The sequence below is a fragment of the candidate division KSB1 bacterium genome, assembly GCA_034506335.1.
GTDB lineage: Bacteria > Zhuqueibacterota > Zhuqueibacteria > JANLFK01 > Oleimicrobiaceae > Oleimicrobium.
Genome location: JAPDPR010000006.1, coordinates 80,541 through 93,469, shown reverse-complemented (window position 1 = coordinate 93,469; position 12,929 = coordinate 80,541). Strand labels below are relative to the sequence as shown.

Genomic DNA, 12,929 nt, shown 5'->3' with positions numbered 1-12,929 from the left:
GGGGGCAGTAGTGATCTCGGTCCAGTTGGCCCCACCGTTCATCGAATACCAAAGGCGCACATTCGTGATGACGCTGGTTGCGCTCCAAGTGATTTGGCGTTGGGTGTTGACAATCCAGGTCTCGCCGCCGTTGGGGCTAATGAGGGTGATCGCCTCCGATTCCGGCTGAATCTCAAAGTCGGCGTCGCTGATGTCACTGGGGATACCGCTGGCTGCGGAAGAGATGCGTACCCGGCATGTGTTCGACGGAGTATTGGGTATCTTCCAAGCATAGCTCCCAGTGTTACTTGTGGAGGCGACAACGGTGCTCCAGGAAGTGCCCGCATCTGTAGAGTACTCGAGCTTGACGTTGCCGGAGTAATCGGAGTAGGTCCAGGTGATATTGTAGGTGGAGTTAACCGTCCACTTTTCGCCGCCGTTGGGAGCCGTCAACGTGAGCACAGGTGCGCGCACGGTAAAGTCATCGATGTTGTTCGCCAGATTCCCGAAAAGGCTTACCCCGGCGTAAAGGACTCCACTCGTCCCGTAGCGCTTCTGGGTGTCGTTGACACGCGTGTCGAAAAGGCCATTGATGTAAAAGTCAAAGTGGTGGCCGGCAGCATCCGTTGAGGCGACCACTTTGATCACATCGCCAGGCTGGTAGACTGGCAACGCTACAGGTTTGGAGTCGATGGGTTGGTCCCTGACGACTTCACCGTTGACCACCGGGCACAGGAGAATGTAGCCCCCACGTCGGATGACGCAGTAGCCTGTGGCGGTTGAGGAGGGCGCATTCAAGAAAATTGCGATGCCGCCGGCGTTGATCCCTTCCACGGTGGCATTTGGAGCCCACTTGAACGAGACCTCTGTGGGGTTGGTGACGGCCGTGAACACGGCCAAGTAGTTCCACCCAGGCGTGGTGGAGGTGTTGGCCAACGTATTGTTGACGATCTGGTACGCAGCGTGCGCCGCCCAGTTGGGGCCCAGCGTAGAGCGGTTGAAATTGTCGGTGACCACCGCCGCCTGACTCATCGTGCACGCCACCGCGATCGCCACTAATCCGAGGAGAGACGTTCTTGCTTTCATCGCTGCTACCTCACCACTTGTTGTGCCCGACTTGCAAAGGAGGTGTTCGCTTCACCGCAGGATGGCCAGTTTTCGCACCAGCGTCACCTCACCGGCCAGGAGCTTGTAGAAGTAGACTCCTGAAGAAACGGCGTTGCCTGCCTCATCCCGGCCGTCCCACTGGACCGTGTACCGGCCCGCATCGCGCCTGGCGTGTTCCAAGAGCCGAACCAGTTGCCCATGGAGGTTGAACACCGCCACCTGCACATCCACCGCACCTCCAGGCAATGACGGAATGTCATAGCTGATTACGGTTGCCCCACTGAAGGGGTTAGGCCGGCTCTGATGCAGGGCAAAAGTCTGCGGCAGTTGCTGATGGGCCGGGCCCGCATCCCAGAGCAGATCCACGCGCTCTCCGTCGAGCGTTGCCCCGTGCGCGGAGACGATCTGCAGAGGAAGACCCGCCGGCTCCTCCGTGCCCGTGGCCAAAGTGAGCTGCGCCACGGAGCCTCTTCCTGCAGGCATCGCGCCACCCGATGTACTGTAGAGGAGGATGTTCAACTCCTCACCCACCAGTTTGCTGGCAAGGGACATGCCGTTCGCAATGCCGCACACGGTAGGAGCGCCTGGTGCCGCCCCTTTGCTCGTCACTTTTATGCTCACTTGCAGACCCGCCAGCGGAACCGGGCTTTCCACCTCAATGGTCAAAAGGCGGCGACCATCTTGGGTCGTGGGTCCAGGACGCAGCGCAATGTTCCCACTCAAGGCGCTGGGAGCTTCCTCCGGCAGGCGCGCGGACTTGGGCATCCCCGAGACCGCCAAGTCGATGGCCTTACCAATGTCCTGCACGTCGACAATCCCGTTGTCATCAAAATCGCCCGCCCAGCGTTCGTAGGCGGTCGGCGTTGGCGGGCGCTGCAAGGTGATGTCGATCATGCGGAGCACGTCGAAGAGGTCTACGACCGTGTTGTACAAGACGTCGCCTTTACGCCCAAACCAGAACACACCGCTTCGCGGCACGATACTCACCGCGGGGTTCCCTGTGGCGTTTGCCGCAGCGCGCACCGAGTCGAAACCCACGCTAGCGTTGGTGCCTCCGGTGGCGCTCGCCGCGACGCGGACGTAGACTTGTAAGATCTCGCCACTACCCGTGGTCAACCGAGGGCTGGTGCTAGTGTCCGGTACCATGAGCACCCAAAACCCACCGGCCTTGCTGGTGGTATCCACCCGGAAGGAGCTGATGCGTGCAGCCTTGGCCATGCCAACCACCGTGAGCTTATCCGGGCTATCGACCAGCTTGAAGTGCAGACCTTTGATCACCGTGGCGTTCTTGATGCGCACGCTCAGTGTATCCAATCCCCCGGGGAGCGCCCAGCCCGTGGAGACAGAAAGCGTATCCCCTGACTGTGCCTCGACGCGAGGGACCCCTAGCCCTCCCAGGCAAACGACAAGCGTCACCATCGCGCCCAGTAGGATTACTCTCCTCATCGTACCCTCCGCAGTGAGTGGTCCTTATTCGCCTGCAGCTTTGCCAACGAGCCGTCGCCAGGCCTCGTTGCGATGCACCTCGGGACGCTGCTCCTTGGCTGCGCGGCGGCCATCAACCTTGTTTACAAATGAAACGGTGCTTCAGAACGAAACATTGAAACCGCAACAGACTGCAGATCATCGCGCCGCATGAAAGCCAGGCATTGCAAGAGCTGAAAGCTCTTTGTTTCTCCATAAAAAAGGAAGAGATACAAACCCTCGCTCCGAGCCTGGCTATAGCCGCCTCGCACCACCTAGGGGAGCAATCCGTGTGTAAAGGCTCACACGTGCGATAATCAGATTGGCAAATGGTATGCCACCTTCAAGGTCTGCCTCCGCCGCCCAGCGATCTTCAACACGCCCTGGGGTGACCGCTTCTCCACCCGTGGGCCAAAAACAGGGCCCTATTCATGCTCGAGAACCTCACGCAGGCGCTCGGCAGCACGTTTGCCATAGGAACTGCTAGGGTTTAACCGTACCGCCGCCCGGTAGTGCCGTATGGCATCCGGCAGTCTCCCACCTTTCTCGTAGATCTCACCGGCCCAATAGCGAACCCTGGCAGCCAAGGAATCCAAAGTTGCAGCCCTTTCGAGGCATAGCGCTGCAGAGTCGGGGCTGGAAAAGCGGAAAAAACACTGCCCTAATCCCAAGTAAGGTAGTGGGCTTTCGGGCTTGTCGTTGGCGAACTCCCGGAACAAAGCAAACGCTTCCGGCCAGAGGCCAAGTGTGGTGAGCGTCTTTCCGGCATGTTCATATGCGGCCACCGTGCGCTGTTCCTGCTCCAGAAATATTGCAAGTTCCTGGCCTCCGCTGGCCCGATCTCCCAGCCGAAAGTGCGCCACTGCCAGGTACAGGTGGGCCTCGGCCTGATCCGGACTATCCTGTAGCACCCGCTGCATAAGCTGGAGAGCCTGGCGTGCATCGTTCCCTTCCAACGCACGAACTGCCTTTTCGTAGGGGTCCTCTACGCGCACCACCTCTGTCTGCACATTCTTGCCCGAAACCTTCACCAGCACAAAGTGGAAGATTCCACCAGAATCGGGCGGAGCGTAAAGAGGGGCGCCTCCCCCACCGGTAATAATCTGCCGGATCCGCCCATATGTGGCATCGTGGTACAGGTGTTCGTGGCCGGCAAACAGGATTTCGGCGCCGTGAGCCACCAATAAGGCCAGCACACTGTCCCTATTGGCCGCGTAAGCGTCAAAGGAGTCACCTTTGTGTGGCCCCACCGGAAAGAAAGGCCGATGCACAACCACAAACAGGTGCTCTGACCCGCGGTGGCGCACGAGGTCGTCCTGCAACCACGCCAACTGCTTTCCAATAATGCGCGAGACCTCTCCCTCGCATTCCGAGGAGAGTACCACGAAGTGGCAACCCCCGTAGTCCACCGAAAAGTAGGGGGGGCCGATTAACTCCTGGAACAAGGCTCGGCTTGTCCTGTTGAAGTAGTCGTGGTTTCCCGGTGCCACGTGAAGCGGCACCGTGAGGATCGAAGAAGTCCTCCTGAACTCTTCGAACATGCGCCGCAACGTCAGACTATCGTCTGTCCCCCCGATGATGATGTCACCCGTGTTGAAGACGGCCACCGGCCGGCGCGCCATGACTTCCTTGAGGAGCAAATGGTACACAAAGGGCAGACGCTCCGTCCGGATCCCGGGCCGATTATCGCCAAGGACCACAAAGCGAAACTCGCGTTGTCCGGCGCCGGCCGACGACGCACGGTGGGATACCCCACCCGCAGCAACACATCCCACAATCGCCAAGATGCAAAGCCATGCCCCTCGTCGCCACCTCATTGTCCCTCCTCGCGTGCGCGCTCAACTTCAGAATGTTCCCTTCATCGACTCCTCTGAAAATCCTTCTCACTGCTTTTTACGGTAAACCAATCCCCCTGCGCATGGAAAACCTCACTTGGACCCGGTACCGGGGAGTCTGCTCTGTCGGGGACAAGAGAAAGGGTTTGCATATTTCAGATTTTGTTATAAATTTGGGGCGACTTTGGAGGGAGTAGTGGGAACATGAAGCTAAGAGAAATTCTGAGCAAAGAGACCATTCGCATTCCCTTGGTGAGCACAGAAAAGGACAAGCTCATCGAGGAAATGGTTGACGCACTTTATGCCGCTGGCAAGATCGAGGACCGGGACAAAGTGCTGAAGGCGGTATTGGACCGCGAACGGGTCATGAGCACGGGCGTGGGCGATGGCGTTGCCATACCGCATGGCAAGGCTGATGGGGTGAAGAATCTGGTTGCCTCTTTTGGCGTGACAAAGGACGAGGTAGAATTTGGCTCTATCGACGATAAGCCGGTGCGGTTGGTGTTCTTGCTTGTCGGCCCTTACGACCAGACAGGCCCTCATTTGAAGGCGCTGAGTCATATCTCGCGTCTTATGCATCGACCCGAGTTCAGGGCCCGTCTGATCAAGGCAAAGACGCCAGAAGAGGTGTTGGCGGCAATTGAGAAGGAAGAAGACGCCTGTTTCGGATAAGGGGCCGCGCTCACAGGCGAGGTCTTACGTATGCCGTTCTGTCCAAGCTGTAGCTACGAATACATCGAGGGAACGAAGGTCTGTCCCGAATGTAGGGTAAGGTTGGTCGCAGACCTTCCGTCCGTGGAAGAGGCTGGAGAGGCCGAGGAGTGGGTAGCCTTGCCCTCATTACCTGGCACCCTCTATGCGGAAATGGTCAGGGAGGCCCTCTTGCGTGCCGGCATTCCCGCCTCCATCAGGCAGGATGTGGTTTCTGGGGCGCTGGGGAGCAAGGGACTTGGTGCAGTGGGGAGCCAAGCGGTGCTTGTAGTCCCAAAGCGTCACCGGCGACGTGCTGCGGCCATTCTCCACCAAATGCTCAACCACATCTGAGCAGGCCCCTTTTTTCCGACACCTCGTCACCCCAGGTAAAGTTAAGGACGCTGAAGGTGAGGTACCAGTCCATCAAGGGCACGCGCGACGTGCTGCCCGACGAACAACCTTATTGGCGTCATATCGAGGCTCAAATCCATCGCATCTGTGCACTCTACGGATACGAGCGCATTGACACGCCGATTTTTGAGCAGACGCAACTCTTTGAGCGCGGCGTAGGCGCCGGTACCGACATCGTGGAAAAGGAGATGTACACCTTCTCCGATCGGAGTCAGGAGTCTTTGACACTGCGGCCCGAGTTTACGGCCGCCGTAGTCCGGGCCTACCTTCAAAACGGCCTGCACACGCGGCCCAAGCCGGTCCGACTCTTCTCCATTGGGCCCATCTTCAGGTATGAGCGCCCCCAGGCTGGGCGGTTCCGCCAACACACCCAGTTCAACGTGGAGGCGCTGGGCGAGCAGGACCCGGCCGTTGACGTGGAGGTGATGTCCATAGCGTGGCATCTCTACGCAGAGTTGGGCTTTCGAGGGCTTCGTTTCCAGCTGAACAGTACAGGGTGCCCCCGCTGCCGGCCTGGCTATCTGGAGGCCCTCCGCGCTTACTACCAAGGCCACATTCACGAGATTTGTCCAGATTGTCAGCGGCGATTGGAAAGGAATCCGCTGCGCGTGCTGGACTGCAAGGTCGAGAGCTGCCAGCCTATTATCGCCGGCGCGCCACCCTTAGTTGACCACCTGTGCGAGGAATGTGCAACCCACTTTGCCACGCTACGCCAATACCTTGACCTTTTGGGTCGGCCCTACACGCTTAATCATCGGCTGGTGCGCGGGCTGGACTACTACACCAAGACTGTCTTTGAGGTGTGGGTGGAGGGCATCGGGGCCCAGAATGCCATGTGTGGCGGTGGCCGCTATGATGGCCTGATCGAGCAGCTGGGCGGGCCGCCCACACCGGGTATCGGCTTCGGCTCGGGCATCGAGCGGATCATTTTGAGCATGAAGGAACAAGGGCTGGCCGTTCCCGAGCTCCCCAAGCCGCGCGTCTTTGTGGCCTACCACGGCCAATTGGCGCGAATGATTGCCTTGCGGGTGATATCCTCACTTCGCGACGCGGGGGTAGCGACCACATTCGCGCCTGGAGATCGGAGCCTCAAGGCTCAACTTAGGGAGGCAAATCGGCTGGGCACGCCTCTGGTGGTCATCGTTGGCGAAGACGAGGCAGCGCGACAGACTGCGGCAGTGAAGGACATGCTGAGTGGCACGCAGCAGGAAGTGCCGTTGGCGCGCTTGGTAGAGCACATACGAGCTACCCTCGCGAGCTCGACCTCTCCGTGAGCAGGCAAGGAGGTGCTTCCGGTGGCTCAGCCTTATGCTCCCCGGACAACGCCCCTGTCACACAACCAGCTCAGGTACTACCGCTTACTGCTGGTCAAGAAGTACCGGACGCGTGACCGCAAATTCCTGGTAGAAGGAATCAGGTGCATCGAGGAGGCGCTTGCGGCCCAAGCAAGGTTAGAGGCCGTGGTCCTCGCACCTCAGGCGCTGCACAGCGAGCGGGCCGTCAAACTCGCTCAGGCACTGGAGCAGGCCGGAGTGCCCCTTCTTGCTGCCGAACGGCAAGCCTTCCGCACCATCGCTGACACCGTCCAGAGCCAGGGGATGGTGGCAGTGGCGCACTGGCCCTACGGATCCCTTGACCCAGAGCTGGCGCCACGAGGGATTGTTGTTGCGCTCAATGGCATTGCCGACCCTGGAAACGCTGGCGCGATCGTCAGAACCTGCGCCTGGTTCGGCGTAAGGGGCTTACTGTGCGACCGCACGACCGTCGATATCACTAACCCTAAGACCGTTCGCAGCACTGCAGGGGCCATCTTCCACGTGCCAGTCTACGACGAAATCGACTTGCGCGCCTCTCTTCCTCTGCTCAGGGACAGAGGCTTTTCGCTCTTTTACACCGACATGCGTGCTCGCACTGCGCTCCTGGAGCTCGCGGTTCCTGCTGCCTGCGTGGTGGTATTTGGCGGAGAGGCATCCGGCGTCGACCGCGGAATTGCTGCACTGTGCGACGATGGGATTCGGATCGAACGGTACGGCGCAGGCGACTCCCTCAACGTCGCCGTGGCGGCAGGCATTGTCCTGGCTCACATTGCGGCCCGGCAGAGCCACCTTACACCGACTGTGCCGGGCCAGCAGGGCGATCTGCTGGTGTGACAAAAGGGCATTTGGCCAATCAACCGAGATTATCCCAGCTGAAGAGTGGACAAGGAAAGGGCGAGTGGAACAAGCCCTCCCCTTTACCAACACGCGAATCGAAGCACTGGCACTTGTGAAAGGACAACCTCGTGGAGGAGAAAGCTTCGCACCCAGTTCCTTCCGCGCCTCATCCCGGACTGGGCCTTAGCATCGGGATCATTTTCATCACGTTGCTGTTCATGATCGTCGTCACTGTGGGTGCAGCATTTTTCTTGAGCAAGAAGCTACTGCTCGTGGCCGAGCTCTCCATCATCCTGCCCGCAGTAGTCGCCACAGTGGCTGGCCGCTACCCTTTTGCGCGCGTATTTCGACTGCGCACGGTGTCTTGGTCCCAGGCGGTCTTGGCCCTGCTCATCGGGGTCGCCGCAACGGTGGTCATGGATGAACTGGACCGTCTCGTCAACCTTGTCTTCCCCATGCCTGAAGCACTCGTCCACCAGATCAAGCAACTGTTGACTATCAGCTCTCCCGAGGAAGGCGTGTCGGTGGTGTTGTTTGCCGTGCTAGCAGCCGGCCTCCTTGAAGAGATGCTTTTCCGCGGTTTCCTGCAGCAGTCCTTCGAGCGCAGCATCGACGCAAGTCGAGGCATCGTCTTTTGCGCGCTCGCCTTTGCTCTGCTCCACATGAATCCGTGGACGAGCCTCCAAATCCTGGTGTTCGGCGTGCTCCTGGGGCTCCTTGCCTGGCGCAGCGACAGTGTGCTGCCGAGCGCCATAGTGCACGCCACCAACAACGGTCTGTCGGTGCTGGGGATCAATTTGGGCTTTGACCAGGCCTCGTGGTACTTGTGGCACGGACACGTACGCCCTCGCCTGCTTGTGCCCGCTCTAATTCTGCTGGTGGGAAGTGTCCGCCTTTTCTTCGCTGTCTGCCGGACAGGCGAAACTCGTAAGACATGAGGAGCGTCTCTGATGAGCCATCACACCCCAGGAATGGAACCGTTGGTGCGCATCGGAATGATACGCGCGGCGGACCTTGTCACTTTCCGGTTACGTGAACCCTGCACGCTTTACGACGCCAGCGGGGAGGCCCGGACCCAACTGGCGGCAGGTACCTACCAGGTCTCCGCTTCTGCTGCAGTTCCCGCCCAGATAGACTATTTTGTTCGTCTGGCAATTAGGGATACGAAAGAGGAGGCTCAGAGGGCAGCAGTCGAGTACGGCGAAAAGGGCTGGCCGGTCACTTACCGCCACGCAGGGCTTGAGGTGGACTTGGGTGCTACGAGGGTGGACAATAGAGAGTACTGGGTGCTGGCCGGACCGTTTGCCAACGAGCATGACGCCGTGGATTTTCGCCGCCAACACGAGATTCCCGCCGTCTATCTGGTCGTGGAGCAGGCAGTGCGAAAGCCCAGGGCTACCCTGCACTGCGCCGGCCAGAGCTTTGAGAACACGGTGCGCTTGGTGCCACCGGCCGGGAAAAAGGGTGTAATCACTCTGGCAAACGTAGTCGTCGGTGTGGAGTTCCACTGGCAGCACCTGGAGGACCAGACGCTGTTCGGCGCGCTGGAGGTCACCGTGAACAACCAGGGGAAACTGGTAGCCATCGACGAGCTGCTCATAGAAGACTATCTTGCCAGCGTGAATTCCTCGGAAATGACGGTGGATTGTCCTCCTGACTTACTGCGCGCCCAGACCGTTGCCGCCAGGGCCACTGTATTGGCAACTATGGGCAAGCACCATGCGGCCGAACCTTTCCATCTCTGCGCCGATGACCACTGTCAACGGTACTGGGGGGCTGGCTACGTGATGGAACAATCGCGGGCTGCTGCCGCCGCTACGCGCGGTGAAGTGCTCATGTTCCGGGGCAAGGTGTGCGACGCCCGCTACTCAAAGATCTGCGGGGGCGTCGCCGAGGATTATGCCAACGTGTGGGACGAACGACGCGTCCCTTACCTGGTGCCCTTCACGGATGGGCGAACAGCCATTCCATTTCCTATCGATGACGAGGACAAGGCGCGCGCCTTTATCGACAGCAATCCGGATGTGTTCTGCAATACCCAGCGGTACCCAGTGCCGGACAGTCTTGGCGACTCTAATCGTCTCTTCCGCTGGCAGGTCTGCTACTCGCGGGAAGAGCTGCAGGAGCTCATCGCCCGCAAAACGGGCATTGAGTTCGGGGAGCTGGTGGACCTTGTTCCAGGGGCTCGAGGGGCGTCCGGCAGACTGATGAGCCTGCAAGTTGTAGGCAGCCGAGGCACATTTGTGGTGGGCAAGGAGCTGGAGATACGCCGCATTCTCTCTGAGTCGCACTTGTACAGCGCCTGCTTCTACATCGAAAGGGAACGAGATGCGCAAGGTAGGGTGCGTCGGTTTGTCCTCCATGGCGCCGGCTGGGGGCACGGCGTGGGTCTGTGCCAGGTAGGCGCCACAACTATGGCCGCCCAGGGCTATGACTACCGCCAGATTCTCGCCCATTACTACCCAGGTACAGAGTTAGTGAAGCTCTATTGAAGGGGCCGGGGATACGGTGGCTCAGCTCTGCAGACCCTGTCCGCAAAAACCGTATGGCGTCTCTATGTTAAGATGGAGTTACGGAACTGTCACAAGCTGCGGAAAGGGTAATGAGAGTAGTCATCGCCGACGACGTGCTCAAGTCGCAGATGCAGGCTTATTTGGCGCTCCACCGCCGCCACCATTGCGAAATCGCAGAGGACCGGCAGACGGTGGTGACTTTGGCACGGGAGTTTTCCCCAGACGTGATTCTCCTCGCGGTGGGGTTTGATTCCCACACCCACAATGGGGACTGGGGCGACTTGGTGCAAGAACTCCGCCAGATTGCGCCCAGGTGTCGTGTCATTGCCATCGATGACAACAAGACAGATTCACCCGAAACCCCACTCGAGGCGCTCGGCGTAAGCGCTGTGCTCAAGCGCCCCCTGCGCCAGCAGAAGCTCCTGGAACTAATCGACAGGGGTGAAAAACAGGAGCATTAGGGCCTGGAATACGGCTTTGGAGATCTAGGCTGGTGTACCCTTAAGGCTAATGGGCGACCGGCGAGGGGCAAGTCGAAGCCATTAAGCAAGTCAGACTCTTGCTAAAGACGCCTACCCGCGATACACCCTGCCTTTGTCCCTCCTCATTTCTGCCACGAGGCCATCCCTGGGGCCTTGTACAAAGCACTTGATTTTTGCAGCAAATTGTGCTATGTTGAATCGCCAAATTGGCTCACGAGTGTCGGGAGGAACCGATGACGGACAGCGACCACGAGCGCTGTGACTTTCTGGTGATTGGCAGTGGCATCGCCGGTCTCTCGTTTGCGTTGAAAGCCGCCGACCATGGGCAGGTGGTGGTGGTCACAAAGAAAGAGCGCGCCGAGTCCAACACGAACTATGCCCAAGGTGGCATAGCCTCTGTCTTTGGGCCTGACGATTCCTTTGACATCCATCTTGAAGACACCCTGCGGGGCGGGGCAGGACTCTGCCATGAAGATGTGGTGCGGATGGTGGTGGCAGAGGGGCCACAGCGCGTGCGCGAGCTGGTACAGTGGGGGGCCGAGTTCACCATGCGCCATGAGGCAGGACGTACAGTTTTTGACCTTGCCCGAGAAGGCGGCCATAGCCGCAACCGCATCGTGCACGCCCGAGATCACACCGGCGCAGAAGTTGAACGCGCGCTCATCGCTGCAGTTAAGGACCACCCGAACATTCTAGTGCTGGAAAACCACGTCGCCGTCGATTTGCTCACCGAGCACCAACTCGGTCCTGAGGAAGAAGCTAAGGCCAAGCGCCTCCACTGCTGGGGGGCCTACGTGTTGGATGTGGCCCAGAAAAGGGTGCGGACGTTCGTGGCCAAAGCCACCGTACTGGCCACCGGGGGGTGTGGACAAGTCTATCTGCATACCACCAACCCGGAGATTGCCACCGGCGATGGAGTGGCGATGGCCTATCGCGCCGGCGCGCGCATCGCCAACATGGAATTCATGCAGTTCCATCCTACCTCCCTGTACCGCGGGCCGCATGCTACAGGCCGTTCTTTCCTCATTTCCGAAGCAGTACGCGGCTTCGGGGGCATCCTGCGGACCAGCGACGGGGAGGACTTTATGCGACGCTACCACCCGATGGCCTCGCTCGCCCCGCGCGACGTGGTGGCAAGAGCCATCGACACCGAGATGAAAAAGCGCGGAGAGCCGTGCGTCTATTTGGACGTTACCCACTTGGATGCAGAGGCCGTCAAGAGCCGCTTTCCCCACATCTACGAGACCTGCCTCAGGCACAAGATCGACATAACCAAGGAGTGGATCCCAGTGGTACCAGCTGCCCACTATGCATGTGGGGGCGTGGTCACCGACATCCACGCACGGACCAATATTGCCGGCCTATATGCCTGCGGAGAAGTGGCCTGCACAGGTTTGCATGGGGCCAATCGTCTTGCTTCCAACTCCCTGCTGGAGGCCGTCGTCTTTTCCCACCACGCGTACCAAGACGCCGTGGCCTTTGCTGGCCAGATGCGGCAACCTCTGCCCTCCTTCCCCGCCTGGGATGACTCCGGAACTTTCAACAGCGAAGAGTGGGTTCTCATCGCGCATGATCGCGAAGAGATTCAGACCCTCATGTGGAATTATGTGGGGATTGTGCGTTCTGATTTTCGTCTGCAGCGGGCGCTGCGCAGGGTGCGGCTCATCCAGGCCGAAATCGAAGCCTTCTACAAGCGAACGACCGTGACCGAAGGGTTGATCGAATTGCGCAACATCGCCCAAGTTGCGGATTTGATCATCCGCTGCGCCCTCCGTCGCAAGGAGAGCCGAGGCCTTCACTTCACCACCGATTATCCCCAGCGGGACGACATCAATTGGAAGCGTGACACCATCCTTTGCCGCCGCCGTCGCTTTACCGCACACACCAAGGAATAGCCTCTACCTTCCCGAGGCGACGCGGCCCCTGTATCGGAGGAGAAAGAGATGGGACTCAAGATCCTTTCGGCCACGCTCGGGGGATTAGTACTGCTCGTAGTGGTTGACCTGTTCGTTGCCTGGTATGCCGCATTCCTCCATCGTCGAGCCGTACCGGCGCGTATTATCTCTATGCTGCGACGACTGCTGTGGGCACTCTTGGCCCTGCTCTTCTGGTCGAGCCTGGTGCGCAGCGGTCTGCCGGACAAGTTTACTTCGTCGTACTTTCTTTTCGCCCTCTTCGTTTACAGCCTCCGTGGGTTAGTGATAGCCTTCTTACCCCAGAAGAAGGCCGGCCGGGAGAGTCTGCGTCCATGACGGCGGGCAAACGGCAGTTGAGCTCGGTTACAACCCATGG

The 12,929-nt window shown here is 59.5% G+C and carries 12 protein-coding genes; 9 read left to right on the top strand and 3 right to left on the bottom strand.

Annotated elements, in window-relative coordinates:
• The 3 genes from ONB25_03785 to ONB25_03775 form a co-directional block, all read right to left on the bottom strand.
• A partial coding sequence (locus ONB25_03785; protein MDZ7392010.1) for a hypothetical protein occupies positions 1-1,065 on the bottom strand: 1,065 nt, incomplete at its 3' end.
• A 51-nt stretch (positions 1,066-1,116) separates the two neighbouring features.
• On the bottom strand, positions 1,117-2,532 hold the full coding sequence (locus tag ONB25_03780; protein MDZ7392009.1) for a T9SS type A sorting domain-containing protein: 1,416 nt from the start codon (positions 2,530-2,532) through the stop codon (positions 1,117-1,119).
• A gap of 443 nt (positions 2,533-2,975) precedes the next feature.
• On the bottom strand, positions 2,976-4,367 hold the full coding sequence (locus ONB25_03775) for a tetratricopeptide repeat protein (protein MDZ7392008.1): 1,392 nt from the start codon (positions 4,365-4,367) through the stop codon (positions 2,976-2,978).
• 222 nt (positions 4,368-4,589) lie between these two features.
• On the opposite strand from ONB25_03775, the gene ONB25_03770 reads away from it, so the two are divergent.
• The 9 genes from ONB25_03770 to ONB25_03730 all read left to right on the top strand — a co-directional run bounded on the left by ONB25_03770 (position 4,590) and on the right by ONB25_03730 (position 12,889).
• Positions 4,590-5,057 carry a PTS sugar transporter subunit IIA gene (locus tag ONB25_03770; GenBank protein ID MDZ7392007.1) on the top strand — a complete coding sequence of 156 codons (468 nt, stop codon included), beginning with the start codon at positions 4,590-4,592 and terminating at the stop codon, positions 5,055-5,057.
• Positions 5,058-5,087: 30 nt separating this feature from the next.
• On the top strand, positions 5,088-5,429 hold the full coding sequence (locus ONB25_03765) for a hypothetical protein (GenBank protein ID MDZ7392006.1): 342 nt from the start codon (positions 5,088-5,090) through the stop codon (positions 5,427-5,429).
• A gap of 56 nt (positions 5,430-5,485) precedes the next feature.
• The gene (gene hisS, locus ONB25_03760) at positions 5,486-6,763 is read left to right on the top strand and encodes a histidine--tRNA ligase (GenBank protein MDZ7392005.1); all 1,278 of its coding nucleotides are present in this window, start codon (positions 5,486-5,488) and stop codon (positions 6,761-6,763) included.
• Positions 6,764-6,784: 21 nt separating this feature from the next.
• On the top strand, positions 6,785-7,639 hold the full coding sequence (locus tag ONB25_03755) for an RNA methyltransferase (protein ID MDZ7392004.1): 855 nt from the start codon (positions 6,785-6,787) through the stop codon (positions 7,637-7,639).
• 131 nt (positions 7,640-7,770) lie between these two features.
• The gene (locus tag ONB25_03750; GenBank protein MDZ7392003.1) at positions 7,771-8,580 is read left to right on the top strand and encodes a CPBP family intramembrane metalloprotease; all 810 of its coding nucleotides are present in this window, start codon (positions 7,771-7,773) and stop codon (positions 8,578-8,580) included.
• Positions 8,581-8,592: 12 nt separating this feature from the next.
• Positions 8,593-10,134 carry a SpoIID/LytB domain-containing protein gene (locus tag ONB25_03745; GenBank protein MDZ7392002.1) on the top strand — a complete coding sequence of 514 codons (1,542 nt, stop codon included), beginning with the start codon at positions 8,593-8,595 and terminating at the stop codon, positions 10,132-10,134.
• Positions 10,135-10,244: 110 nt separating this feature from the next.
• Complete coding sequence (locus ONB25_03740; GenBank protein MDZ7392001.1) at positions 10,245-10,616, top strand: hypothetical protein; 372 nt, start codon at positions 10,245-10,247, stop codon at positions 10,614-10,616.
• A gap of 254 nt (positions 10,617-10,870) precedes the next feature.
• A complete protein-coding gene (gene nadB, locus ONB25_03735; GenBank protein ID MDZ7392000.1) occupies positions 10,871-12,532 on the top strand; it encodes an L-aspartate oxidase in 1,662 nt (553 codons plus the stop codon).
• 48 nt (positions 12,533-12,580) lie between these two features.
• Positions 12,581-12,889, top strand: coding sequence for a hypothetical protein (locus ONB25_03730; GenBank protein MDZ7391999.1), 309 nt, complete (start codon positions 12,581-12,583; stop codon positions 12,887-12,889).
• Positions 12,890-12,929 lie beyond the last annotated feature (40 nt).

Bases quoted from the DNA above. Each gene is read 5' to 3' on its own strand.
- ONB25_03780 (MDZ7392009.1), bottom strand. From the start codon at position 2,532: ATGAGGAGAGTAATCCTACTGGGCGCGATGGTGACGCTTGTCGTTTGC.
- ONB25_03775 (MDZ7392008.1), bottom strand. From the start codon at position 4,367: ATGAGGTGGCGACGAGGGGCATGGCTTTGCATCTTGGCGATTGTGGGA.
- ONB25_03770 (MDZ7392007.1), top strand. From the start codon at position 4,590: ATGAAGCTAAGAGAAATTCTGAGCAAAGAGACCATTCGCATTCCCTTG.
- ONB25_03765 (MDZ7392006.1), top strand. From the start codon at position 5,088: ATGCCGTTCTGTCCAAGCTGTAGCTACGAATACATCGAGGGAACGAAG.
- ONB25_03745 (MDZ7392002.1), top strand. From the start codon at position 8,593: ATGAGCCATCACACCCCAGGAATGGAACCGTTGGTGCGCATCGGAATG.
- ONB25_03740 (MDZ7392001.1), top strand. From the start codon at position 10,245: ATGAGAGTAGTCATCGCCGACGACGTGCTCAAGTCGCAGATGCAGGCT.
- nadB (MDZ7392000.1), top strand. From the start codon at position 10,871: ATGACGGACAGCGACCACGAGCGCTGTGACTTTCTGGTGATTGGCAGT.
- ONB25_03730 (MDZ7391999.1), top strand. From the start codon at position 12,581: ATGGGACTCAAGATCCTTTCGGCCACGCTCGGGGGATTAGTACTGCTC.